The sequence below is a fragment of the Bradyrhizobium sp. genome (genome assembly GCF_016219575.1).
Lineage (GTDB): Bacteria > Pseudomonadota > Alphaproteobacteria > Rhizobiales > Xanthobacteraceae > Bradyrhizobium.
The window spans coordinates 61,609-84,159 of sequence record NZ_JACRMG010000007.1 but is presented as its reverse complement, the minus strand read 5'-3'; the positions used below and the strand labels follow the sequence as shown (position 1 = coordinate 84,159).

General features: G+C 64.2%; 20 protein-coding genes. 14 read left to right on the top strand and 6 right to left on the bottom strand.

Annotation, left to right across the window (positions count from 1 at the left end; translation table 11 throughout):
* Positions 1 to 256: 256 nt before the first annotated feature.
* Together HZB49_RS04620 and HZB49_RS04615 are read right to left on the bottom strand one after the other, a co-directional pair.
* A complete protein-coding gene (locus tag HZB49_RS04620; protein WP_291609326.1) occupies positions 257 to 1,216 on the bottom strand; it encodes an alpha/beta hydrolase in 960 nt (319 codons plus the stop codon).
* A 63-nt stretch (positions 1,217 to 1,279) separates the two neighbouring features.
* On the bottom strand, positions 1,280 to 2,836 hold the full coding sequence (locus tag HZB49_RS04615) for an NAD(P)/FAD-dependent oxidoreductase (RefSeq protein WP_291609325.1): 1,557 nt from the start codon (positions 2,834 to 2,836) through the stop codon (positions 1,280 to 1,282).
* Positions 2,837 to 2,963: 127 nt separating this feature from the next.
* On the opposite strand from HZB49_RS04615, the gene HZB49_RS04610 reads away from it, so the two are divergent.
* A complete protein-coding gene (locus HZB49_RS04610) occupies positions 2,964 to 3,575 on the top strand; it encodes a TetR/AcrR family transcriptional regulator (protein ID WP_291609324.1) in 612 nt (203 codons plus the stop codon).
* Positions 3,576 to 3,599: 24 nt separating this feature from the next.
* Positions 3,600 to 4,568 (top strand): DUF1932 domain-containing protein, encoded by a 969-nt coding sequence (locus tag HZB49_RS04605; protein ID WP_291609323.1) that lies wholly within the window; start codon positions 3,600 to 3,602, stop codon positions 4,566 to 4,568.
* 3 nt (positions 4,569 to 4,571) lie between these two features.
* On the opposite strand, the gene HZB49_RS04600 is transcribed toward HZB49_RS04605, so the two are convergent.
* Both HZB49_RS04600 and HZB49_RS04595 read right to left on the bottom strand, forming a co-directional pair.
* A complete protein-coding gene (locus tag HZB49_RS04600; protein ID WP_291609322.1) occupies positions 4,572 to 5,921 on the bottom strand; it encodes a globin-coupled sensor protein in 1,350 nt (449 codons plus the stop codon).
* Between the two features lie 179 nt (positions 5,922 to 6,100).
* A complete protein-coding gene (locus HZB49_RS04595) occupies positions 6,101 to 7,183 on the bottom strand; it encodes a PAS domain-containing protein (protein WP_291609321.1) in 1,083 nt (360 codons plus the stop codon).
* 278 nt (positions 7,184 to 7,461) lie between these two features.
* Here HZB49_RS04595 and HZB49_RS04590 point away from each other — a divergent pair, with 278 nt between their 5' ends.
* The 4 genes from HZB49_RS04590 (at position 7,462) to HZB49_RS04575 (ending at position 11,817) form a co-directional block, all read left to right on the top strand.
* Complete coding sequence (locus HZB49_RS04590) at positions 7,462 to 8,604, top strand: epoxide hydrolase family protein (protein ID WP_291609320.1); 1,143 nt, start codon at positions 7,462 to 7,464, stop codon at positions 8,602 to 8,604.
* Positions 8,605 to 8,722: 118 nt separating this feature from the next.
* Entirely contained in the window at positions 8,723 to 9,955 is a 1,233-nt protein-coding gene (locus HZB49_RS04585) for an acetyl-CoA C-acetyltransferase (protein ID WP_291609319.1), read from the top strand.
* A gap of 82 nt (positions 9,956 to 10,037) precedes the next feature.
* Positions 10,038 to 11,264 (top strand): acyl-CoA dehydrogenase family protein, encoded by a 1,227-nt coding sequence (locus HZB49_RS04580; protein WP_291609318.1) that lies wholly within the window; start codon positions 10,038 to 10,040, stop codon positions 11,262 to 11,264.
* Positions 11,265 to 11,271: 7 nt separating this feature from the next.
* Positions 11,272 to 11,817: a flavin reductase family protein gene (locus HZB49_RS04575; RefSeq protein WP_291609317.1), complete on the top strand. Its 546-nt coding sequence runs from the start codon at positions 11,272 to 11,274 to the stop codon at positions 11,815 to 11,817.
* A gap of 7 nt (positions 11,818 to 11,824) precedes the next feature.
* Here HZB49_RS04575 and HZB49_RS04570 read toward each other — a convergent pair whose 3' ends face one another.
* Both HZB49_RS04570 and HZB49_RS04565 read right to left on the bottom strand, forming a co-directional pair.
* The gene (locus HZB49_RS04570) at positions 11,825 to 12,700 is read right to left on the bottom strand and encodes a polysaccharide deacetylase family protein (protein WP_291609316.1); all 876 of its coding nucleotides are present in this window, start codon (positions 12,698 to 12,700) and stop codon (positions 11,825 to 11,827) included.
* A gap of 9 nt (positions 12,701 to 12,709) precedes the next feature.
* The gene (locus tag HZB49_RS04565; RefSeq protein ID WP_291609315.1) at positions 12,710 to 13,816 is read right to left on the bottom strand and encodes an LLM class flavin-dependent oxidoreductase; all 1,107 of its coding nucleotides are present in this window, start codon (positions 13,814 to 13,816) and stop codon (positions 12,710 to 12,712) included.
* A 179-nt stretch (positions 13,817 to 13,995) separates the two neighbouring features.
* Between HZB49_RS04565 and HZB49_RS04560 the strand changes: the two genes are divergently transcribed.
* The 8 genes from HZB49_RS04560 to HZB49_RS04525 all read left to right on the top strand — a co-directional run bounded on the left by HZB49_RS04560 (position 13,996) and on the right by HZB49_RS04525 (position 22,521).
* Positions 13,996 to 14,877: a xanthine dehydrogenase family protein subunit M gene (locus HZB49_RS04560; RefSeq protein WP_291609314.1), complete on the top strand. Its 882-nt coding sequence runs from the start codon at positions 13,996 to 13,998 to the stop codon at positions 14,875 to 14,877.
* Positions 14,874 to 15,359: a (2Fe-2S)-binding protein gene (locus HZB49_RS04555; protein WP_291609313.1), complete on the top strand. Its 486-nt coding sequence runs from the start codon at positions 14,874 to 14,876 to the stop codon at positions 15,357 to 15,359. The genes HZB49_RS04560 and HZB49_RS04555 overlap by 4 nt, the downstream gene beginning before the upstream one ends.
* Positions 15,356 to 17,749: a xanthine dehydrogenase family protein molybdopterin-binding subunit gene (locus HZB49_RS04550; protein WP_291609312.1), complete on the top strand. Its 2,394-nt coding sequence runs from the start codon at positions 15,356 to 15,358 to the stop codon at positions 17,747 to 17,749. Before HZB49_RS04555 ends, HZB49_RS04550 begins: the two co-directional genes overlap by 4 nt.
* 68 nt (positions 17,750 to 17,817) lie before the next feature.
* On the top strand, positions 17,818 to 19,104 hold the full coding sequence (locus HZB49_RS04545) for an amino acid ABC transporter substrate-binding protein (RefSeq protein ID WP_291609311.1): 1,287 nt from the start codon (positions 17,818 to 17,820) through the stop codon (positions 19,102 to 19,104).
* Between the two features lie 124 nt (positions 19,105 to 19,228).
* On the top strand, positions 19,229 to 20,101 hold the full coding sequence (locus HZB49_RS04540) for a branched-chain amino acid ABC transporter permease (protein WP_291609329.1): 873 nt from the start codon (positions 19,229 to 19,231) through the stop codon (positions 20,099 to 20,101).
* On the top strand, positions 20,098 to 21,060 hold the full coding sequence (locus HZB49_RS04535) for a branched-chain amino acid ABC transporter permease (protein WP_291609310.1): 963 nt from the start codon (positions 20,098 to 20,100) through the stop codon (positions 21,058 to 21,060). The genes HZB49_RS04540 and HZB49_RS04535 overlap by 4 nt, the downstream gene beginning before the upstream one ends.
* Entirely contained in the window at positions 21,057 to 21,794 is a 738-nt protein-coding gene (locus HZB49_RS04530; protein WP_291609309.1) for an ABC transporter ATP-binding protein, read from the top strand. Before HZB49_RS04535 ends, HZB49_RS04530 begins: the two co-directional genes overlap by 4 nt.
* Entirely contained in the window at positions 21,784 to 22,521 is a 738-nt protein-coding gene (locus HZB49_RS04525; protein ID WP_291609308.1) for an ABC transporter ATP-binding protein, read from the top strand. Before HZB49_RS04530 ends, HZB49_RS04525 begins: the two co-directional genes overlap by 11 nt.
* Positions 22,522 to 22,551 lie beyond the last annotated feature (30 nt).

The window sequence follows — 22,551 nt, the reverse complement described above, 5'->3', positions numbered from 1 at the left end:
GCTACCCGCTCGATCAGCCAATCAGCTCGTTCCGCAACCCGAATGTCGCCGAAAGACATCTTGTGCCTCCGCCAAATAGGTCGAAAGCCCTTGAATCATATTTGCAAAATCCGGGGAATCACTTTTGGGGATCCCGTAGCTTCACAGGAGAGGGACAACGAACTGGCAAAACTCAGGCGAAACCGCGCCGTGAGAACGAAGACGTATGTCTCCCGTCAATGCGAGCGAAGCGAAGGAGCGCAACTCGCGCCAATCCTCATGCCGCCTGCATGCCCTGCTGCCGCTCCGCCACGCGTCGCACCAGCGCAACGCAGCGGTCGGGGGCGGTCATCGGCAGCATGTGGCCGCCTTCCATCAGTTCGAGATCGAGCGCGGGGCAGACGATCTTCATCGCCTCGCCCTGGCCGCGATAATCGAGGATGCGGTCGCCGCGGCCGAACAGCATGGCCATGGGAATGTCGAGGCTCTTGTAGCGGGCCATGTAGCCGGGCAGCGTCTCCCCCGCCGCCATCAGGTCGGTGGAGGTGTTGTAGAAGGCGCTTGGCCGCAAGCCGAGCAATCCGCCGGCGCGCATCGGGAAGTCGGCGGGCACGGCCTCAGGCGCGAACACTTCCGCCAGCAGCTTCGGTCCGCGGCGGATGCCGAGCGGCGTGGCCAGGGTCCAGGCGATCGCCTTGCGCACCAGCGGCGAGGCGATGACGAGACCCTGGAACGCCTCGGGCACGTCCTCTCGCGCATGGGTGAGCGGCGCGATCAGTGCGAGGCCGCCGGCGCAGTCGGGATGATCGAGCGCAATCGCCAGCGACAAGGCGCCGCCGAGCGAATGTCCGACCACGAGCGGCTGCTTGAGATCGAGCCGGCGGATCAGGGTCGCGATCGTCTTGGCCTGTGCGGTCAGCGTCGCCGGCGCATCCTCGGGGCGGGTCGAATAGCCGGCGCCGGGCCGGTCGACCAGGATGACGCGATAGTCGTTTGTGAGCTTGTCGGCCATGGCGTAGCCGAAATGCAGCAGATTGCCGCCGAGCCCGTGGATCATGACGATCGCAGGCTTGGTGCCGCCGGTGTCGGTGTAATGGATGCGCTGGCCGTCGATGTCCATGAACTGGCCGCGCGGCGGCAGCAGCGCCTCGACGCGCCTGGCAGTGTTGGAGGTGAACCAGACAAGACCGGCAATGATGACGGCAAGCAGCAGGATCAGTCCGAGAAGGAACGTCATGGGAAACCCTCTTCAGGAATTGACAGGAGTATAGCCGCGCCGCGCACGGGGCGCGACCGCGGCTTACGCGCGCAGGCGCTTGGCGGCGGGCTGCTCGGCCTTGCTGAAGACCAGGACGCCGTCATCGACCTTGCCGAAGCGCAATGCCAGCATGTCCTTGGCGTAGTTCTGGTACAGCTTCCACGGCCGCTTCGAGCCCTGCTTGGGCATCACGTCCTTGGCGCGCTGCATGTAGCCGGAGGCGAGCGGCGGCGTCGCATCCGCAATCACCTCGGGATCGACGTTGCGCGGCGTGCAATAGGCGTAGCCGCCGCGATCCATCTTGTTGAGGATGCGGCAGAGATATTCGGCGGTGAGATCCGCCTTCAGCGTCCAGGAAGCGTTGGTGTAGCCGAAGGTGGAGGCGAGGTTGGGGATGTCCGAGAACATCATGCCCTTGTAGCTCAGCGTCGTGCCGGGATTGATGACCTTGCCGTCCACCACGACCTGCGCGCCGCCCATCAGCCGCATCACGAGACCGGTGGCGGTAACGATGATGTCGGCGGGCAACTCCTTGCCGGACTTCAGCTTGATGCCGGTCTCGGTGAAGGTCTCGATCTCGTCGGTGACGACGGAGGCCTTGCCCTCGCGGATCGCCTTGAACATGTCGCCGTCTGGCACCAGGCAGAGCCGCTGGTCCCAGGGATTGTAGCGCGGCGTGAAATCCTTCTCCATGTCGAAGCCGTCGCCGAGCTCGGCCCTGGCCATCTCGATCAGGCGCTTCTTGGCGCCTTCCGGCTTCTTGCGCGCGAGATTGTAGAAATACATCTGCAGCAGGATGTTCTTCCAGCGCGTCAGCCCGTAGGCCAGCTTGTCCGGCAGCCTGGCGCGAAGCCAGTTGGCGATCACGTCCTTGGCCGGACGCGAAACCATGTAGGTCGGCGAGCGTTGCAGCATGGTGACATGCGCCGCCGTTTCGGCCATCGCGGGCACCAGCGTCACGGCAGTGGCGCCGCTGCCGATCACCACGATGCGCTTGCCGGCATAGTCGAGGTCTTCAGGCCATTTCTGCGGATGCACGGTCTGGCCCTTGAAGCGCTCCATGCCCGGCCAGCCCGGCATGTAGCCGGAATCGTAGTCGTAATAGCCGCTGCACATCTGCAGGAAGTTGCAGGTGAAGGTGAGGGGGCCGTCCGGGCCTTCGACGTCGAGCGTCCAGCGCGCGGCCCGGCTCGACCACGAGGCGCGCTTGACCTTGTGATTGTAGCGGATCTTGCGGTCGATGCCGTTCTCGCGGGCGGTGTCGTTCAGATAGGTGAGGATGGCGGGACCGTCGGCGATCGCCTTCTCGCCGCGCCAGGGGCGGAAGCGGAAGCCGAGCGTGTTCATGTCGGAGTCCGAGCGAATGCCGGGATAGCGGAACAGGTCCCAGGTGCCGCCGAGCGCGTCGCGGCCTTCGAGGAGGACGAAGGATTTCCTGGGACAGTCGCGCTGCAAATGGAACGCCGCGCCGATCCCGGACAGGCCGGCGCCGACGATAATGACGTCGAAATCGGTTTGCGCGGGCGACTTGAACGGGGTGACGTTGGAGGCGCCGGCGGGCCTGCCCGCAACGGTTCGCTCCGACACATGCTCCTGCATAGGTTCACTCCCTTGAGCAACTGGGCTAAGCGTGTCCGGTTATATTGGTGTTATTTTCTGACACGTGGTATTGTCAGATTTAAGCATCTGACAATGTTTTATGTCAAGCGGCGGATTCGGGGACGGCATGAGCACAGCGCGGGCAAGGAATTATGCGGGGTTGTCGGCCGACGAACGGCGGCTGGCCCGGCGCGAGCGGCTGATCGAGGGGGCGATCCGGGCCTATGGCGAGCTCGGTTACCGCAACACCACGGTGAAGGCGGTATGCGAGGCGGCCGGCCTCACCGAGCGATACTTCTACGAGTCCTTTGCCAACAGCGAGGCGCTGCTGGTCGCGGCCTTCGACACCGTCTCGCGGCGCGTGTTCAACTGCCTGGAGGACGTGCGGAAAGAGCACCGTGGCGCGGCCGAGGAGCGCGGTCATGCCGTGCTGCGGGCCTATTACCAGATGCTGAAGGACGATCCGGACGGCGCGCGGCTGTTCGTGATCGAGATCGCGCGGGTTGGGCCGGCGGTGGACGCGGTATGGGGAGCGCTCTTGCTGCAGTTCGGCGAAGTGCTGGCCCGAATGGTGGCTCCCGACAGCGACATCAAGCCGAAGCCGGGCGAACTGGTGCGTGCCGGCGTGGTCGGTGCGGTGGTGCAGATCGCCAAGGAATGGATCAGGAGCGGCTATGCGCGCAGCGTCGACGCGGTTGCCGCCGACGCGCTGAAGATTTGCCGCGTGCTGGCCGCATAGCTCCGCCCTCGATCTTGTCGGCCGATGCGGCTACGATTCGCCGCAAAACGGCGGAGGCGCGCAGAAGTCATGTCGGGTGATCCCAGGAGCTGGAAGGTCGGGCTCGTTGGCTACGGCGAGGTCGGCCGCATCCTTGCCGAAGATCTGCGCAAGGCCGGCGTTGCCGTCGCTGCCTACGACATCAAGCTCGACGATGATCGGGCAGGACCGTTGCGCGACCATGCGGCGAAGATCGGCGTCGTATTGGCCAGATCGCATGCCGATCTCGCCGGCCAGGCCGACCTGATCATTTCCGCCGTCACCGCGAGCCAGGCGGTTCCCGTCGCGCAAGCCTGCGCGCCCGCGATCGGGCAGGGCACCTGGTTTCTCGATTTCAATTCGGCCTCGCCCGGTGCCAAGCAACGCGCGGCCTCGCGGGTCGACGGCGCCAACGGCCGCTATGTCGAAGGCGCCGTGATGACCTCGGTGCCGCCCTATCGCATCAAGGTGCCGCTCCTGCTCGGCGGCGGCGGGGCAAAGGAGCTTGCGCCGCTGCTGGTCGCGCTCGGCTTCGATGCCAGGGTTTCCAGCGAACAGCTTGGTGTGGCCTCGGCCGTGAAGATGTGCCGCAGCATCATGATTAAGGGCCTGGAGGCGATGGTGATCGAGAGCTTCACCACCGCGCGTGCCTATGGCGTGGAGGATGCGGTGCTCGCTTCGCTGAAGGAAACCTATCCCGGCATCGATTGGGAAAAGCAGGGCGCCTATTTCTTCCAGCGCGTCATCGAGCATGGCCGCCGCCGCGCCGAGGAAGTGCGCGAGGTCGCCGAGACCGTGCGCGAGGCCGGCCTCACGCCGTGGTCGGCGCAGGGCACCGCCGAACGGCAGGCCTGGGTCGCCGATCTCGCCGATGACGGGCTGTTCGGCGCCAGGGGCACCAAGGAATTCGCCCGCAGCCCGGACTGGCGCACCGAGGCCGATCGCATCCTGGCGATGCTGAAGGCCGAGAAATAGGTGCTACGCCGCTCGCACGGTCTCAAGGAATTTCGATACCTCGGCGCGAAGAACCTCGGACTGCCTGGAAAGCTCGGCGGCCGCAGTCAGCACGTGCCCCGCGGTGCTCCCGGCTTCCTCGGCGGCCTGGGTGACCTCCACGATGTTCCTGGAGACACCACTGGTCCCCGAGGCCGCCAGCTGGGCGCTTCGCGAGATCTCGCCGGTCGCCGCATTCTGCTCTTCGACGGCCGAAGCGATGGCGGTCGATATTTCCGACATCGAGCGGATGATCTCCGTAACCCCGTTGATGGTCGCAACCGAGTCGGATGTCGATTGCTGGATGTCGCCGATCTGGGCGGCGATGTCGGCCGTCGCCTTCGCCGTCTGCTCGGCAAGGCCCTTCACTTCGGAGGCGACCACGGCAAAGCCGCGCCCCGCCTCGCCGGCGCGCGCGGCCTCGATGGTGGCATTGAGCGCGAGCAGGTTGGTTTGCGAGGCGATGTTGGTGATGAGATCGATGATCGCGCCGATACGCTGCGCCGCCTCGGAAAGCCGGTTCATGGTTTCGGTCGCCTGATCGGCGCCTTGAGCGGCGCGGCCAGCGACGCTGGCGGACTCGCTGACCCGGCGGCTGATTTCGGCGATGGAACCCGTCAGTTGCTCGGACGCGGCGGCAACAGCGTTGACGTTGGCCAGCGCCTGCTGCGAGGCGGATGTCGCGGAGCCCGCCTGTTCCGAGGTGCGGCCCGTGGCGGCCTGCAGGGTTTGCGAGGAGGCCTGCAACTCCGTGGCTGCCGATGCCACGATGTTGACCACGCTGCCGACCGCGGCCTCGAAGCGGCCGGCCAACTCCTCCAGCGTGGCGCGCCGCTCGCGCCGGCCGGCTTCGATGTAGACGGAGATCGCAAGGTCCATGTCGAGCATCGCCGCCTTGATGATCGCCATCTGGATTCGGACCTTCCGCTCCGCCACGCGGCGATCGAACGCGCCATGCGGAAGCCGCAGCGCGATGGCCTCGACCAGATCGGTGACCAGCGCATTGTATCCGCCGATGTACCAGCGCGGCTCGAGCCCGAGCTTGTTGTGCACCTCGCCGATCCTCGTCACCGAGGCCTCATAGGTCTCGTCGAACTGGCCGTCCATGATGATCGCCCAGTGCTTTATCTGCATCTGCTTGGCGTGCATCATGTGCTCGCGGTTGCCGAAGAGCCTTGCCGTTTCGGCGAAGCGGCCGACATGATCGTAGAACTTGTCGAGGATCGCGGGCATGACCTCGACCACAAAGGGTCGAGCCTCGCGAAGCGCGGCAATGGTCAAGTCGTCGATGCGATTGAAGCTGAGGCGTCGGGCAATTCCGGTTGCGTCGGTCATGATGGGCTCTCAGGTAATATGGCTGGTTCGGTTGGCAGGCCGCATCTGGTCGCGCCTGCCGCAAGGTCGTGCAGTACGAGTTCAAGCGTAGACGAGCGGGTTTACGGCCGGGTTAAGAAAAAATTCACCATTGCCGGCCGCGCCGGGTCAAAATTCGCAGCGGGTGTGCGCGGCAATATCTATTTCGAGCAAATTCTGTCGGCGCCCGGCCCGAGGGAAGCAACAGTTGGCGCGCGGGGTCGCGGCTTGCGCGGCCTCACGCCGGGCTCGCCGTCCGGGCTGAAGGTGAATTCTGCGCCGGCATTGAACAGGGCAGTCTGGATGGCGGCCGCTTCCGCCGCGTATCGCTGCAGCGGTCCGTCGATCGCTTCCATGCCGCGGATCGTGCCCTGGCTGACGCGACTGGCAAGGGCCAGCTCCTTGACCGACCAGCCGAGGATCGCCCTGGCTGCTCGCACCTGCGTGCCCGTCGGCTTGCCGGGCTTGCGCGGGAAGAGCAGGTCTATGTCCTCGATATTTCGAGACGAGCCGATCCATTCCTGGATGTCGCCTTGCGGGTCCAGGATCGGAACGGCTCTCGACCAGCAATCGTGCTCTGCACCGTCGGGGGTGAGCAATCGATGCTGGACCAGCAGCGGCTGGCGTGTTTCCACGGCGGTCGTCCAGCTGGCGCTGAACGAAGCCAAATCGTCGGGATGGATCAGGCTGTCCCAGCCGATGGCAGGGCGATCGCTGCGGTCAAGCTTTTCGCCGCCTTTCCAGCAAAGGATTTCGCGGAGCGAGCCGTCCGGCTTCGCCGTCCATATCAGGAGATTGGCGAGCCGGTACACTCCTTCGAGGCGACGCTGATGTCTGTTCATCAGCTGCAGCTCTTCGCGGTGCTTGGTGACATCGTAGCAGATTCCGACGGCCCGGTTCGGATTGCCGGAGGGGCCGGCGATGGGCTCGGCCTTGACCGCAATCCAGCGCACGCGCCCGCTGGAGTTCACGATGCGAAATTCGCGCTCGATGGCGATCGAGTCGCGCAACATCTGCTCGAGGTCGCTTTGCGCGTTCCTGTCGTCGGGATGGATCGCATCCATGAATGCCGAACTGGTCGGCGCGACGCCCGTCCCCTCCAGGCCCAGCAAATCCAGGACGCCGCGCGACCATTGCATGGATCCGGAATCGAGATCCCAGCTCCAATGTCCCGCGTGCAGCATCTCCTCGACAAAGCGCTGGGTTTGGCGGGCGCCCAATGTCCCTTCGAAGAGGATCAGCATGGTTCGTACCGAACGTCGTTGTTGCGATATACCTCCCCTGGATGCAGTGCCGGCTCGCGTCGTCTCGACATTCAGGAAAATTGCTCGAGACCGCGCCGGCTTGTTACCCGCGTTGATGATTCGCGCGGCCGTATTGTACTAGCGCTGGCCGCAAGCGTCGCGTGTATACTCACGCATGCCAGCTCTGCTCTGCGCCGCCTCGCGGTGACAGCATGGCTGATACCGCATTCTTGCGGTGATAGGCTACCGCAACCGCCTCCCTCGTGTGAGCTCCGCCCATGGACGAATTGATCAACCCCTTTCGCATCGCAGTGCCCGACGCTGTCCTCACCGATCTGAAATCGCGGCTGCGCAATACGCGCTGGCCGGAGACCGAACTGGTCGACGACTGGAGCCAGGGCGTGCCGCTGAAGTGGATCAAGGACGTCTGCGGCTACTGGGCCGAGCAATATGACTGGAAGAAGCGCGAGGCGGCGCTCAACCGGTTCGCGCAATTCACGACCGATATCGACGGCCTCGGGATCCACTTCATCCATGCCCGCTCGCCCCATTCGCAGGCGACGCCGCTGATCATCACCCATGGCTGGCCGGGCTCGGTGGTGGAGTTCCACAAGGTGATCGAGCCGCTCGTCGATCCCGTCGCTCATGGCGGCAATGCAGCCGATGCGTTTCACGTCGTGTGTCCATCGCTGCCCGGCTTCGGCTTCTCGGGCAAGCCCACGGCGACGGGCTGGGGCGTCGATCGCATCGCGCAAGCCTGGGCCGTTCTGATGGATCGGCTCGGCTATGCGCGTTATGGCGCACAAGGCGGCGACTGGGGTTCGGCGGTGACAACATCGCTCGGCGAGCAGGACGCCGATCATTGCGCCGGCATCCACATCACGCTCGCGATGTCGGCGCGGCCCAATGTCGAGGGCCAGCCGACACCGGAAGAGGCACGGGCGCTGAAGGGCATTCAATATTATGCCGATTGGGATTCCGGCTATTCCAAGCAGCAGTCCACCCGGCCGCAAACGCTCGGCTATGCGCTGACGGACTCGCCGAGCGGGCAGGCGGCGTGGATACTGGAGAAATTCTGGGCCTGGACCGACTGCAACGGCCACCCCGAAAACATCTTCACCCGCGACGAGTTGCTCGACAACGTGATGCTCTATTGGGTCACCGCGAGCGCCGCATCTTCGGCGCGGCTCTATTGGGAAAGCTTCGGGCCGAAGAAGCGGACCGCGCATACCGTGAAGGTACCGACCGGCGTTGCCGTGTTCCCCAAAGAGATCGTCACGCCGGTGCGCAAGTGGATGGAAGCGAGCTACACCAACATCACGCACTGGAGCGAGATGCCGAAGGGTGGCCATTTCGCGGCGTTCGAGCAGCCGGACCTGTTCGTGCGGGAGGTGCGGGACTACTTCAGAAAATTGCGTTGAGCCGCTATGTCCGACGAAATTGCATGAGGTTTTGCCACGCCCTGCGGCAGTACGAATTGACTTGGGGGGACAGGCGGTTGCAAATGCCGCCAATCAACGAATTCAGAGGGAACACACCATGCCTGAGGCGCTAATCATCGACGCATGCAGAACTCCGCGTGGCATCGGCAAGGCTGGCAAGGGCGCGCTGTCGGGCATTCATCCGCAGCAGCTCGGCGCCACCGTGCTGCGCGCGCTGGCCGAGCGCACCGGCATCAACACAGCGGAAGTCGACGACATCGTCTGGGGCTGCAGCGCGCAGGTCGCGACCCAGAGCGGCGATCTCGGACGGATGTCGGCGCTCGATGCCGGCTATGACGTTCACGCCAGTGCCGTGACGCTGGATCGCTTTTGCGGCTCCGGCATCACCAGCGTCAACATGGCGGCCAATTCCATCATGGCGGGCTCCGAGGATCTCCTGATTGCCGGCGGCTGCGAGATGATGTCGATGGATGGCCGCCGCGGCGGCGGTCCGATGATGATGGATGCCGGCAACCTTCGCCTTCGCGCCAGGCATCCGCAATCGCATCAGGGTGTCTGCGCCGACGCGATCGCGACCATGGAAGGCATATCGCGGCAGGATGTCGATGCGCTCGGGCTGGAGAGCCAGAAGCGCGCCGACGCTGCGATCAAGGGCGGCCACTTCAAGAAGAGCCTCGTTCCCGTCTATCGCGAGGACGGCACGCTCGCACTCGACCGGGAAGAATATCCGCGGCCGCAGACCACGATGGAGGCGCTGTCGCAGCTCAAGCCGGCTTTCCCGGCAATCGCCGACTACGCGCTCGACGACAAGGGCACGACCTACCGCAAGCTGATCCTCGACAAATTCCCCGATGTCGACATCAACTTCGTTCATCACGCCGGCAATTCGTCCGGTGTGGTAGACGGCGCCGCCGCAATCCTGCTGGCCTCGCCTGACTATGCGAAGAAGCACGGCCTGAAGCCGCGCGGGCGCGTGGTGGCGATCGCCAATATGGGGGACTCGCCGACCCTGATGCTGAACGCGCCGGTGCCGGCGACGCGCAAGGTGCTGGCCAAGGCGGGGCTGACCATCGACGACATCGACCTGTTCGAGATCAACGAGGCCTTTGCGGTGGTCGCCGAAAAATACATCCGCGACCTCAAGCTCGACCGCGACAAGGTCAACGTCAATGGCGGCTCGATCGCGCTCGGCCATCCCATCGGCGCGACCGGGTCGATCCTGATCGGCACCGTGCTGGACGAACTGGAGCGGCGCGACCTCAAGCGCGGCCTGGTGACCATGTGCGCCGCCGGCGGCATGGCGCCCGCGATCATCATCGAGCGGGTCTGAGCGCGGCTTGAACGGGGAGGGTGCGGGGGATAAATGAAGAAGGAGACTTGGCCGTAACGCGTGGCCGGGCGAGGAAGCGCAAATGGCCGGAAGCCCCCGCAAGCCTGACGTCCGTCTTGTCTCGGGACAAGGCATGGACGGCTATGCCGACATGGTCGCCCGCGCCCGCGCGCTGATCCCGGAACTGCGCGAACGCGCTTCCCGGACCGAGGCGCTGCGCCGTTTGCCGCCAGAGACCGAGCGCGCCCTCCACGACACGGGCCTGTTCCGGATCCTGCAGCCGAAGCGTGTCGGCGGCTCCGAGCTGGATTATGTCGCGCTGGTCGACTGCGCCGATGCGCTCGGGCAGGCGGATGCGTCGGTGGCATGGAATTTCGCCAATCTCTCCAGCCATCACTGGATGCTCGGCATGTTCGATCCGCGCGCGCAGGAGGCGGTGTGGAGCAGGGACGTCAATGCGCTGATCGCCTCGTCCTTCATCTTCCCTGCCGGGCGCGCCCGAAAGGCCAAGGGCGGCTACACGCTCTCCGGCCATTGGCCGTTCTCCTCGGGCGTGGAGTCCTGCGAGTGGAACATGCTTGCCGGGGTGGTCGAGACCGATGACGAGGCCGACGGCATCGAGTACCGCATCTTCCTGCTCCATCGCAGCGACTACAAAATCAACGACACCTGGAACGCCACCGGTCTCTGCGGGACGGGCTCGAACGACGTTAAGGTGGTCGATGTCTTCGTCCCCGGCTACATGTCGATTATGGTCAGCGATCTCGCCGGCGGACCGACGCCGGGCAGCGCGGCCAATCCGAATGCGCTCTACGCATTGCCGGTGTTCTCGCTGTTTCCCTACGTGCTGTCGGGAGTAGGTCTCGGCAATGCGCAGGCCTGCCTCGACGATTATGTGGGACAGGCGCGGTATCGCGCCTCGACCTACAACCGCGCCAAGCTCGGCGACATGCAGACGACCCAGATCAAGATCGCGGAAGCCTCTGCCAAGGTCGACACCGCACGGCTGCTGATGCGCACCAACTGCATCAACGCCATGGCCGATGCACGGCGCGGAGATATCCCCGATATCGCCGAGAAGACGCGGCTGCGCCGCGACGGGGCTTTCGCCGTCAACCTCTGCACCGAGGCGGTATCGCTGCTGTTCACCGCGAGCGGCGCGCGCAGCCTGTTCACCTCGGGCCCGTTGCAGCGCCAGTTCCGCGACGCGCACGCGATCAACTCGCACCTCGCATTCAATTTCGATGCGGCGGGAACCAATTACGGCCGCGTTGCGATCGGCCTGCCTTCCGAAAATCTGACGCTCTGAGGCCTGGATGTCCGACGTTCCAAAACATCCGGCCGATCCGGCCAACGAGTTTGCCACGGACAACTCGGCGATCGATCCCCGGGACTTTCGCAATGCGCTCGGCACGTTCGGCACCGGCGTCACCATCGTCACGGCGATGGCGGTTGACGGCAAGCCTTATGGCGTGACCTGCAATTCATTCGCCTCGGTGTCGCTGAACCCGCCGCTGGTGCTGTGGAGCCTCGGCATGTTCTCGCAGGGCCTGCCGATCTTCCAGAACGCCAGCCATTTTGCCGTCAACGTGCTCGACGTCTCGCAACAGGAACTGGCGCTGAAGTTCGCAAAGTCGTCCGGCGAAAAGTTCGCAGGCGTGGAATGGAAGCCGGGGCTCGGTAATGCCCCGATCATCGCCGGCAGCGTCGCCCAGTTCCAGTGCCGCGCCGTGAACCGCTATTATGGCGGCGACCACATCATCTTCCTCGGCGCGGTCGAGGCCTATTCCTACAACGGGCAGGAGCCGCTGCTGTTCGCGCGCGGCGGCTTCGGAAAGTTCGTCCCGGGCGACGGCAAATAGCGCCGCGCTACGTCTTCGCCATCTCGGCGCGGTACCAGTCGCCGATTTCGCTGGCCGTCATCAGCGCAACGCCGTCATGGCCGATGACGTAGTCGAGTAGCGCTTCCAGATACTTGATACGGTGCGGCACGCCGGTGATGTAGGGATGGATCGAGATCGCCATCACCCGTGCGTTGTCGGCGCCTTCCAGATAAAGGCGGTCGAACTGATCGGTGCAGCGCTTCAGGAATTGCTCTGATGACAAATGCTGCAGGGCATGGATGACGATGTCGTTGGTCTCCACCGAATAGGGGATGGTGGTGATAGTGCCGTGCGGGGTCTCTACGTCCTGCGGCAGATCGTCGATCACCCAGTCCGCGACATAGTCGATGCCGTTGAGGCGGAGCAGGTCGAGCGTATCCGCGGTTTCGGTGAGGCCGGGACTCTCCCACGAGCGCGGCGGCTTGCCGGTGAATTTGGCGATGGTGTCCACTGCGCGCTTGATCGCGTCGGCCTGGTTGTCGAGCTTGTGCATCGGGCCTTGCAGGAAGCCATGGCCCATGAACTCGAAGCCGGCTTCCAGCGCGGCAGAGGCGACGCGCGGATAGGAATTGCAGACATTGCCGTTGATCGCGAGCGTCACCGGGATACTGCGCTCGGTGAGCGCCTTGAACTGGCGCCAGAACCCGGCGCGCATGCCGTATTCGTGCCACGACCAGTTCGGCACATCGGGCAGCAGCGGTTGTCCCATCGGCGGTGACAGCACCGTGCGCGGCATGGCGTTCTCGATCCGCCATTCCTCGACGTTGAGGATCACCCACACCGCAAGCCGCTTGCCGCCGGGAAGCGCCAGTTTCGGCCGGTCGACCTGCGCCTGATAGGGAATGCGATCGGAGAGGGTCATCGTTTCCCGTTAACCCGCGGCGTCGGCGCTGCGCGAGCTTCCGGCATTGACGCGTGGCAGGACCTGCTCGGCCATCAGGATCATGGAGCGGCGGCCAAGCTCGCGGTCCCGCCAATCCTTGCCGGCGTAGAGAAGGGTGCCGAAGGTTCCGACTTCCTCCTGGAAGGCCAGCAACTGATCGGCAACACTATCCGGCGTGCCGTGGATGATGAGCTTGTCGCAGATCGATTCCAGCGTGACCTCGTCATCGGGCTGGTCGCGCCGGGTCTTGAACAGCTCGATGCGGCCGCCTCGCTTCAGCTTGGTGAAGAGGGAACGGTAGTAATAGACATAGGGGCCGTTCGGATCGGTGGCGTAGGCCTTGGCGGTGGCCGCATCCCCGGCGACGAAAACGCTTTTCGCCACGCGCCAGTTGGCTGGATCGGCCGGCCGGCCGCCGCGCTCGCAACCCTCGACATATTTCGGCCAGTGGCTCTTCACCCAGGCCGGCATCAGGAAGTTGGCCGAGATCGGATCCCAGCCGCGCGCTGCGGCCTCGGTGACGCCCTTGGAGAAGGGGGCGACTGCCGTGACGACGATCGGCGGATGCGGGCGCTGCAGCGGCTTTGCAACAAATCCCTGGCCGATGTCCTCGATCAGGGTTTTCTCGACCGAGATGTTCCAGTACTTGCCGGCGAGATTGTAGGGCGGCTTGCCCTCCCAGATGGCGAGCACCTGATTGATGGCCTCGAGGAACATTGCGTTGCGGTCGGCGTCGAGATTGCCGAACATCTCGGCATCGGACAGCAGGCCGCCCGGGCTGATCCCGAAAATCAGCCGGCCGTCGAGCATGTGATCGAGCATGGCGATGGAGGCTGCGACCGCGGCCGGATGGCTGTTCGGCATGTTGACGGTGCCGGTGCCGAGCTTGATCTGCCGGGTGGCCGCCGCAAGCCAGGCGATGAAGGTGATGCAGGAGGTGATGTTCTCGGCCCGGTCGGTGACGTGCTCGCCGACATAGGCTTCTGCAAATCCCAACTCGTCCGCCAGCAGGAAAGCTTCCCGGTCCTCCTTCAGGGACTGCCGCCAATCCTTCTCCAGGGGATGGATCGGCATCGTGAAGAACCCGAGCTTCATGATTTCTGCACCTCCCCGGGGCGACCCTTCTTGGTCGGCGGGAGCGTGCGTCGTCCAATCGATCAAGGCAAGCCCCCGAAAGTCGAAAGCACTGCAAAATCAAGCAGCTTGACCTTTGAAAAGCCACACCCTCTAATCCCTCAAAAGCAGAAAAGCAGGGCCGGGGAGGGCTCGCCTGAATGAAGGCATCGGCTTTCGCCTATGCACGCGCAACCAGCGTTGCCAATGCGCTGGAGCTGCTTGTCTTGCATGGTGAGAAGGCCAGGGTGCTGTCGGGCGGACAGAGCCTGATTCCCGCGATAAACCTGCGACTGGTTGCGCCGGAATTGATCGTCGACATCAGTGATCTCAAGGAATTGCGCGGGATCGCGGTGAAGGGCGAGACGCTCGTCATCGGCGCGCTGACCCGGCATGCCGATCTCCTGAAATCATCCGACATTGTGAAATGTGCGCCGCTGCTCAAGGCGGCGGTGGCGCATGTCGCCCACCCCGCGATCCGCAACCGGGGCACCATCGGCGGCAGCCTTGCACAGGCGGATCCCGCTTCAGAATTGCCGGCCTGCATGCTGGCGCTGGGGGCGACCATCGTCGTGCGCGGCCCCGGCGGCGAGCGGCGGATTGCCGCAGAAGATTTCTTCACCGGGATCTACGAGACGAAGCTCGCGCCGCAGGATTTGCTGGTCGCGCTCGAACTGCCGGTGGCCCGCAAGGGATCGGCGCATTTCTTCCAGGAGTTCGCGCGGCGGCATGGCGACTATGCGATTGTCGGCCTGGCTGCGCAGGCATTGTTGCAGGGGGATCGGTTCGCCGACCTCCGGCTTGGTTATTTCGCCGTTGGCGACAAGCCCGTGCTCGCGAAGGCGGCGGGTCGACTGACGGGCGTTGCGGTTACGCCGGCGCTGCTGGCCGAAGTTTCAGACGCGCTTTCGGATGAACTCGATCCGCAGCAGGACCAGCAGGCTACGCCCGCGATGCGCCGGCATCTCGCCAAGGTGTTGCTGAGGCGAAGCGTGGCCACACTGCTGAACCGTCCCGATCTCCAGGCCGGAGCAACCGCGTGACGGCTCAAGTGTCTATCACTCTCATGGTGAATGGCGAGCGCGTCGAGGCGCAGGTGTTGCCGCGGCTCAATCTGGCCGATTTCCTGCGCGAGCAATTGAAGCTCACCGGCACGCATGTCGGATGCGAGCACGGCGTGTGCGGGGCCTGTACGGTGCGCGTTGGCGGCGAGATCGTACGCTCCTGCCTGATGCTGGCGGTGCAGGTGGACGGCGCCGAGGTCGAAACGATCGAGGGGTTGTCCGATTCCGGCGAGATCGCCGACCTGCAAGACGCCTTCCGCGACCGCAACGCCCTGCAGTGCGGTTTCTGCACGCCGGCCATGCTGATGGCAGCCCAGGACTTGCTGCAGCAAAACCCCGCGCCCGCGCGCGAGGAAATCCGCGAGCACCTCTCGGGCAACTACTGTCGCTGCACCGGTTATCAGGCGATCATCGATGCCGTCGAAAATGCGGCACGCGCACGTGTGGGGCGGACGGCATGAGCTCGATCCGCAGCAATCCCGAAACGCTGTCGGTGCTGGACCGGCCGAACTCCTACATCGGCAAGACCGTGCCGCGGCCAAATTTGGACCGGCTGCTGCAGGGCCGCGGGACATATGTCAGCGACATGGAGCTGCCGCGGATGGCGCATGTCGCGTTCCTGCGCTCGCCGCATGCGCATGCGGAGATCGTGAGCATCGATGCGTCCGCGGCAAAGCAGATGGCCGGCGTGATCGCCGTGGTCACGGGCAAGGAGCTTTCCGCGGTCATTACCCCCTGGGTCGGCGTGCTCTCCCATCTGAAGGGTCTCAAATCCGCGCCGCAATCGGCGATCGCAATCGACCGGGTCTGCTGGCAGGGCGAGGCGGTGGCCGCGATCGTGGCGACGAGCCGCGCGGCGGCCGAGGATGCGGCGGAGCATGTCGCGGTCGAGTACCGGGAAATCGAGGCTGTGACCGACATGCGCACGGCGCTCGATCCGGCTACCCCCGTGATCCATGCCTCGCTGGGTGACAATCTGGCGTGGGAGCGCGTTCACGATGCCGGCGCTGTGGACGAGGCCTTTGCCGGCTCCGATGCGGTGGTCGAGGCCGAGTTCATATTCGGCCGTCACACCGGCGTGACGCTGGAGCCGCGCTCCGTCGTTGCCGACTGGAATGCCGCGGAGGCGCGGCTGACGATCTACCAGGGCACGCAAGCGCCGCACATGGTGCAGAACATCGCCGCGCTGCACCTGGGTTTGAAGGAATCGCAGGTCCGCGTCGTCTGCAAGGACGTCGGCGGCTCCTTCGGAATCAAGGTGCATATCTATGCCGACGAAATGGCGATCTATGCGCTGTCAAAACTGCTGCGTCGTCCAATAAAGTTCGTCGCCGATCGGGTCGAGAGCTTTAACACCGACATTCATGCCAGGGATCACCGTTGCAAGGGCAAGATCGGCGTCAAGCGCGACGGATCCATCACGGCGTTCGAGATCGACGATCTCACCGGCATCGGACCCTATTCGATGTATCCGCGCACCAGCGCGATCGAGGCCAACCAGGTCGTCAACCTCGTCGGCGGTCCCTACACTAACAAGAATTATCGCGCGCGGGCGCGGGTGGTGTACCAGAACAAGAATGTCATGTGCCAGTATCGCGCCGTCGGCCACCCCATTGCTTGTTCGGTGACGGAAGGACTGGTCGATCTTGCCGCGATGAAGATCGGCATGGACCCGGTCGAGATCCGCCGCCGCAATCTGATCGCCGACGATGCCTATCCCTGCGGCTCGCCATCCGGCTTGCGGTTCGAGCAGTTGTCGCACCACGCCTCGCTCGCCAAAATTGTCGAGATGATGGATTATCAGGCGCTGCGGACTGAGCAGGCGGCATTGCGCAAGAAGGGTGTCCATCGCGGCATCGGTATCGCCAGTTTCATCGAAGTGACCAACCCGAGCGCCGCGTTTTACGGTGTCGGCGGCGCAAGAATTTCGTCGCAGGACGGCGTGGCGGTGCGGCTGGATGCTCAGGGCTCGGTGATCTGCCAGACCAGCATCACCGAGCAGGGGCAGGGCTCGGAATCGCTGACGGCGCAGATCGTTGGCAGCGTCCTCGGTGTTTCCATGGATCGCGTTCGCGTCATCCTCGGCGACACCGACATGACGCCCTATGGCGGCGGTACCTGGGCCTCGCGCGGCGCCGGCATCGGTGGCGAGGCGGCGCTGCAGGCCACGAAGATCCTGCGCAAGAACATTCTCGATGTTGCCGCCGTCATCCTGCAGTCGACGCCGGCCGAACTCGACATCGCTGGCAATGCCGTGGTCAATGTCGGCGATGGCGCCCCCCGCATCGAATTGAACGAGTTGGCCCGGATCGTCTATTTCCGCCCCGATACGCTGCCGCCGGGCATCCAGCCTGAACTGATGGCGACGAAGCACTTTGTGCCGCGTGAATACCCCTTCGCCTTCACCAATGGCGTCCAGGCGGCCTGGGTCGAGGTCGACACCGACAGCGGCTTCGTCAAGTTGCTCAAGCACTGGGTGGTGGAGGACTGCGGCACGATCATCAACCCGCAACTGGTCGACGAGCAGATCAGGGGCGGGGTGGTGCAGGGGCTTGGCGCGGCGCTGTTCGAAAAGTGCATCTATGACGAACGTGGGCAGCTGACCAACGCCAATATGGCCGACTATCTGGTGCCGATGTCCGGCGAGATGCCCGACATCGACGTCGGCCATGTCGTTTCGCCGACGCGCGAGTCCGAGTTGGGCGCCAAGGGCGCGGGCGAGGCCGGCACCGCCGGGGCTGCCGCGGCGGTGACCAATGCGGTCAATGATGCCCTAAGTCCGTTCGGAACGATAATTACTGAGATTCCCCTGACGCCGCAGGTTATCCTGACGGCAATGGGACGAATCTGACGAGGGACGCCGCCGGCAAAACCAAATACAATCACGTCAAACAGCAAAACCAAGGGGAGAAACAGCCAATGTCGAAGAGGGTCTCCAAATCCGGATCGATTACCCGCCGCCGCCTGCTCGCTACCGCGAGCGCCGGTGCGGCACTTGCCGCCTCACCGCTGGGCATCAACCTGCTGCAGGCTCAAACGGCGCCAATCAGGATCGGCATGAGCATGCCGCAAACCGGCGGCCTCGCCGGTGGCGGCAAGCCGTCGTTGCTTGGTATCGAAATCTGGCGCGACGACGTCAACGCCAAGGGCGGCCTGCTCGGCCGCAAGGTCGAGCTTGTCGTCTATGACGACAAGTCGAGCGCCTCGGAGACGCCGGCGATCTATTCCAAGCTGATCGACGTCGACAAGGTCGATTTGCTGTTTGCGCCCTATGCGACGGTACCGACGGCACCGATCATGCCGATGGTCAAGCAACGCGGCCTGCTGCTGATTGGCAACTTCTCGTTCCAGGTCAACAGCAAGGTCGGCCACGACATGTGGTTCAACAATGCCCCGTGGGGGCCGCCGGACAGCTGGGCGACGTCGTTCCTCGATATCGGCCAGAAGGCCGGCGGCAAGTCGGTTGCGCTTCTCACGGCGGACCAGGAATTCGCGCAGAACCTTGTGAAGACCACGCGGGAAGTCGCAGCAAAGCGCAACATGCCCGTTGTGTTCGACCAGGCCTATCCGCCCAACACGGTCGAGTTCTCCAGCATCATCCGGGCGCTCAAGGCCGCCAAGCCCGACATCGTCTATGTCGCGTCCTATCCGCCGGATTCGGCCGGCATCCTGCGCGCCGTGAACGAGATCGGCGTCGGCGACAACGTCAAGATCTTCGGCGGCGGCATGGTCGGCCTGCAATTCGGCTCGGTCATGGAAAACCTGGGCTCACTGCTCAACGGCGTCGTCAACTACAATTCATGGCTCCCGGAAAAGAGCATGTATTACGATGGAACCAAGGAGTTCTTCGAGAAGTACACCAAGCGCGCCGTCGAAGCCAAAGTCGATCCGCTCGGCTACTATCTGGCGCCATTCGGCTACGCCAGCGGCCAGTTGGTCGAGCAGGCGATCAACGCGACGAAATCGCTCGATCAAAAGGGTCTTGCGAAATATCTGCGCGAGAACACGCACAAGACCATCGTCGGTCCGATCGCGTTCTCGGCGGACGGCGAGCGCAAGGAGAGTGCCGTGCTGCAGGCCCAGTTCCGCGGCGTCGCGGACAAGAACATCGAGCAGTTCCGCACCTCCGGCAAGCAGGTGATCCTGTTTCCGGAGAGTTTGAAGTCCGGCGAACTCGTCTCGCCGTTCGAGGCCGCGCGGAAGTAGACCATGACTATGAGTGGCTGTCCGGGATCATGACAGACGATCCCGGACAGGAGGTGGAATAACCCGGCGGCTGCCGGTCGGGGATGCAGCTCAAGCCGGTCAAGGGGGACTTCACTTGTTTTCGATGGACCTGCTGCTCGACGCGGTGGTGATCGGGGTGCTGCTCGGCTGCTTCTATGGCGCGGTCAGCCTCGGATTGTCCGTTTCGTTCGGCCTGCTCGACGTTCCCCATGTGGCGCATCCGGCCTTCCTGGTGCTGGCCTCCTACTTCGTGTATTTTCTCAACGAGCATTACGCGATCGATCCGCTGGTGGCGGGGCTGCTGATCACCCCGCTGTTCTTTGCCTTCGGTCTTGTCGCCTACCGCATCTACTACGAGACCTTCGAGAAGCGCGGCAGCGACGCCGGCGTGCGCGGCATTGCGTTCTTCTTCGGGGTTGCCTTCATCATCGAAGTGCTGATCATCATGCAGTTCGGCGTCGACCAGCGCTCGGTCACCGCGGACTATGTCGGCAAGGCCTTGCGGCTCGGTGACCTCCGGATCCCGTACCGACTCCTGGTCGCCTTCGGCGTCGCCGCGGTGCTGACCATTCTGCTGACGCTGTACTTGTCGCGGACCTTCATGGGCCGCGCCATCCGCGCCGTCGCGCAGGACCAGGAAGCGCTGCGGCTGATGGGCACCAACCCGATCAGGATCAAGCAATGGGCGTTCGGCATCGCCACCGCCGTTCTCGGGGTCGCCGGCGCCTTGCTCATCATCGTCGCTCCCGTCGAGCCGACGCTCGACCGGGCCTATATCGGACGGACGTTCTGTGTCGTGGTAATGGCGGGGCTCGGCAGCATGAGCGGCACGCTGGTCGCCGCCATCATCCTCGGCGTTGCCGAGTCGATCGTGCTCACCATGTTCGGCGCTTCCTGGGCGCCGGCGATTTCCTTTGCCATGCTGCTCGGCGTTCTCGCCGTGCGGCCGCAGGGCCTGTTCGGAAGGCGGTCATGAAGCGTAACGGGATCGCCTTCTGGATCGGAGCGGCCCTGTTCCTCGCCGCCGCCCTGCTGATGACGAAAGTCGTGAGCAACCAGTATCCGTTCTTTGCCGGCTATGTGATACTGCAGTTCATCGCGCTTGCGGTGGCATGGAGCATCTTGGGCGGCTATGCCGGTTATGTGAATTTCGGCACCAGCGCGTTCTTCGGCGTGGGCGTTTACAGTTCCGTGTTCCTGGTCAAGGCATTTGGCGCGCCGCTTCCGGTCCAGATACTGACGGCAGCCGCCATCGGTGCGCTGATGGGGTTCGCCCTGGGTCTGCTTACCCTGCGCATGCAGGGCATCTTCTTCTCGATCGCCACTATTGCGCTGACCATCATCATCGAGACGGCGGTCACGAACTGGCGCTATGTCGGCGGCGCCGCCGGGATCCAGATCCAGCGGCCGCCGGTAAGTGCGCTGTTCGACAACTATGTGCAGATGCTGTTCTTCGTCCAAGCGGTGCTGGTCGTGCTGGCGGTCGCGATCTCGCGCTATATCCAGAATTCATGGATCGGCCGCGGCCTGCAGGCGCTCAAGGACGACGAGCTCGCGGCCGAATGCTCGGGGGTGCCGACGCTGCGGCTGAAGCTCCTTGCGTGCGTCATCTCGGGCGCGCTGTTGTGTGCCGTCGGAGCGCCCTCCGCGATGTACCTGCAGTTTGCGAACCCGGAGTCGGCGTTCAATCTCAACTACTCGGTCTCGACGCTGGCGATGTCGCTGATCGGCGGCACCGCGCATTGGTCCGGCCCGATCATCGGAGCGATACTGCTGGGCACGACGCAGCAATTGCTGACGGTGACCATCTCGTCGGAAGTGAATGTGCTGGTGCTCGGCGTGATGCTGGTGTTGTTCGTGGTCGGTGCGCCGGAGGGCATCATCGGGTTGATCCGGAGGATTTTCCGCAATCGTAACGAGGGTAGGGAATCATGAGCTCCGAAACCCCTGCACCCCTGCTGCGGATCGCTTCGCTCACCAAGCGCTTTGGCGGCTTCATCGCGCTCGACAATGTCAGCGTCGAAATTCCGCCGGGCGAGCGTTTCGGCCTGATCGGGCCCAACGGTTCCGGGAAGACCACGCTGATCAATTGCATTTCCGGCGCGTTCCGGACGGAGCCCGGCACGGTCCTGTTCCGCGACGAGGACATTACGGCGCTGCAGCCGCATCTGCGCACGCGCCGCGGCATCGCACGCAGCTTCCAGATCCCGCGCCCGTTCCGGAGCATGACGGTTGCCGAAAACCTCATGGTCGCACTCGACTTCGCCGCGCACGAGCATGTTTCGGTGGCGAAGCGGCGCGACACCATGATGTCGATCCTGACGCAGATGGGACTGGCGTCGAAGGCCAATGTCTCGGCCACGCAGCTCAGCCAGGTGGAGTTGCGCAAGATGGAGCTCGCGCGGGCGATGGCCACGCATCCGAAGCTCCTGATCTCCGACGAGGCCATGGCCGGCCTTTCCAGTTCGGAAGTCGACGAGGTGCTCGATCTCCTGATGAGCCTGGCGAGCCACGACATCACCATCATCATGATCGAGCACATCATGCAGGCGGTGATGCGTTTCTCGGACCGCGTGATGTGTCTCGACGCCGGCAGGATTATCGCGATCGGCACACCGTCCGAAGTGATGGCCAATCAGCGCGTGCAGGAGGCCTATCTTGGCACTTAGCCTCGCCATCAACGGCCTCGATGCCGGCTACGGCGCCGTGAAGGCGCTGCGCGGCGTCTCGCTCCATGTCGAGGCCGGCGAGACCGTCGCCTTGCTGGGCACCAACGGCAACGGCAAGAGCACCCTGATGAAATGCATCGCGGGTCTGGTCCGGCCGGAGCGCGGAAGTATCGCCCTGACGATCGACGGGGTGGCGCACGATCTTTCCAGCATGTCGGCCGAAGACATCGTCGACCTCGGTGTGGCGATGGTCCCCGAAGGGCGGCGGCTGTTTCCGAGGTTGACGGTGCTGGAGAACCTGATGCTCGGGGCCTTCCGCAAGGCGGCGAGGCGCAATATCGACCGCAATCTGTCGCTTGCATTCGAGACGTTTCCAGCGCTCAAGGAGCGGCAGAGCCAGCTGGCCGGCACCATGTCGGGCGGACAGCAGCAAATGCTTGCGGTTGCGCGCGCGCTGATGTCGTCGCCGCGTCTCTTGCTGGTCGATGAACCTTCGGTCGGCCTTTCACCGCTTCTGGTCTCGCAAACCATTGCCAAGATCGGCGAGCTCAACAGGAATCTCGGCCTGACCGTGCTCATGGCGGAACAGAACTTCAATCAGGCGATCAGGATCGCCAGCCGCGGATACATCATCGTTCACGGCGAGATCGTCGTGGCCGCAGGTTCGGTCGACGAGCTGAAGGGCAACGATATCGTCAAGCGGCTCTATCTCGGCGGAGTTGCGTGACAACGCCGCCAGGTCGCGTTACTGCTCCAT

What these genes read in the sequence shown, in the direction of transcription:
- HZB49_RS04600 (WP_291609322.1), bottom strand. Translation starts at nt 5,921, where the DNA reads ATGACCGACGCAACCGGAATTGCCCGACGCCTCAGCTTCAATCGCATC.
- HZB49_RS04530 (WP_291609309.1), top strand. Translation starts at nt 21,057, where the DNA reads ATGAGCTCCGAAACCCCTGCACCCCTGCTGCGGATCGCTTCGCTCACC.
- HZB49_RS04540 (WP_291609329.1), top strand. Translation starts at nt 19,229, where the DNA reads ATGGACCTGCTGCTCGACGCGGTGGTGATCGGGGTGCTGCTCGGCTGC.
- HZB49_RS04575 (WP_291609317.1), top strand. Translation starts at nt 11,272, where the DNA reads ATGTCCGACGTTCCAAAACATCCGGCCGATCCGGCCAACGAGTTTGCC.
- HZB49_RS04590 (WP_291609320.1), top strand. Translation starts at nt 7,462, where the DNA reads ATGGACGAATTGATCAACCCCTTTCGCATCGCAGTGCCCGACGCTGTC.
- HZB49_RS04615 (WP_291609325.1), bottom strand. Translation starts at nt 2,836, where the DNA reads ATGCAGGAGCATGTGTCGGAGCGAACCGTTGCGGGCAGGCCCGCCGGC.
- HZB49_RS04545 (WP_291609311.1), top strand. Translation starts at nt 17,818, where the DNA reads ATGTCGAAGAGGGTCTCCAAATCCGGATCGATTACCCGCCGCCGCCTG.
- HZB49_RS04595 (WP_291609321.1), bottom strand. Translation starts at nt 7,183, where the DNA reads ATGCTGATCCTCTTCGAAGGGACATTGGGCGCCCGCCAAACCCAGCGC.
- HZB49_RS04585 (WP_291609319.1), top strand. Translation starts at nt 8,723, where the DNA reads ATGCCTGAGGCGCTAATCATCGACGCATGCAGAACTCCGCGTGGCATC.
- HZB49_RS04570 (WP_291609316.1), bottom strand. Translation starts at nt 12,700, where the DNA reads ATGACCCTCTCCGATCGCATTCCCTATCAGGCGCAGGTCGACCGGCCG.
- HZB49_RS04565 (WP_291609315.1), bottom strand. Translation starts at nt 13,816, where the DNA reads ATGAAGCTCGGGTTCTTCACGATGCCGATCCATCCCCTGGAGAAGGAT.
- HZB49_RS04580 (WP_291609318.1), top strand. Translation starts at nt 10,038, where the DNA reads ATGGCCGGAAGCCCCCGCAAGCCTGACGTCCGTCTTGTCTCGGGACAA.
- HZB49_RS04620 (WP_291609326.1), bottom strand. Translation starts at nt 1,216, where the DNA reads ATGACGTTCCTTCTCGGACTGATCCTGCTGCTTGCCGTCATCATTGCC.
- HZB49_RS04560 (WP_291609314.1), top strand. Translation starts at nt 13,996, where the DNA reads ATGAAGGCATCGGCTTTCGCCTATGCACGCGCAACCAGCGTTGCCAAT.
- HZB49_RS04610 (WP_291609324.1), top strand. Translation starts at nt 2,964, where the DNA reads ATGAGCACAGCGCGGGCAAGGAATTATGCGGGGTTGTCGGCCGACGAA.
- HZB49_RS04535 (WP_291609310.1), top strand. Translation starts at nt 20,098, where the DNA reads ATGAAGCGTAACGGGATCGCCTTCTGGATCGGAGCGGCCCTGTTCCTC.
- HZB49_RS04605 (WP_291609323.1), top strand. Translation starts at nt 3,600, where the DNA reads ATGCGGCTACGATTCGCCGCAAAACGGCGGAGGCGCGCAGAAGTCATG.
- HZB49_RS04550 (WP_291609312.1), top strand. Translation starts at nt 15,356, where the DNA reads ATGAGCTCGATCCGCAGCAATCCCGAAACGCTGTCGGTGCTGGACCGG.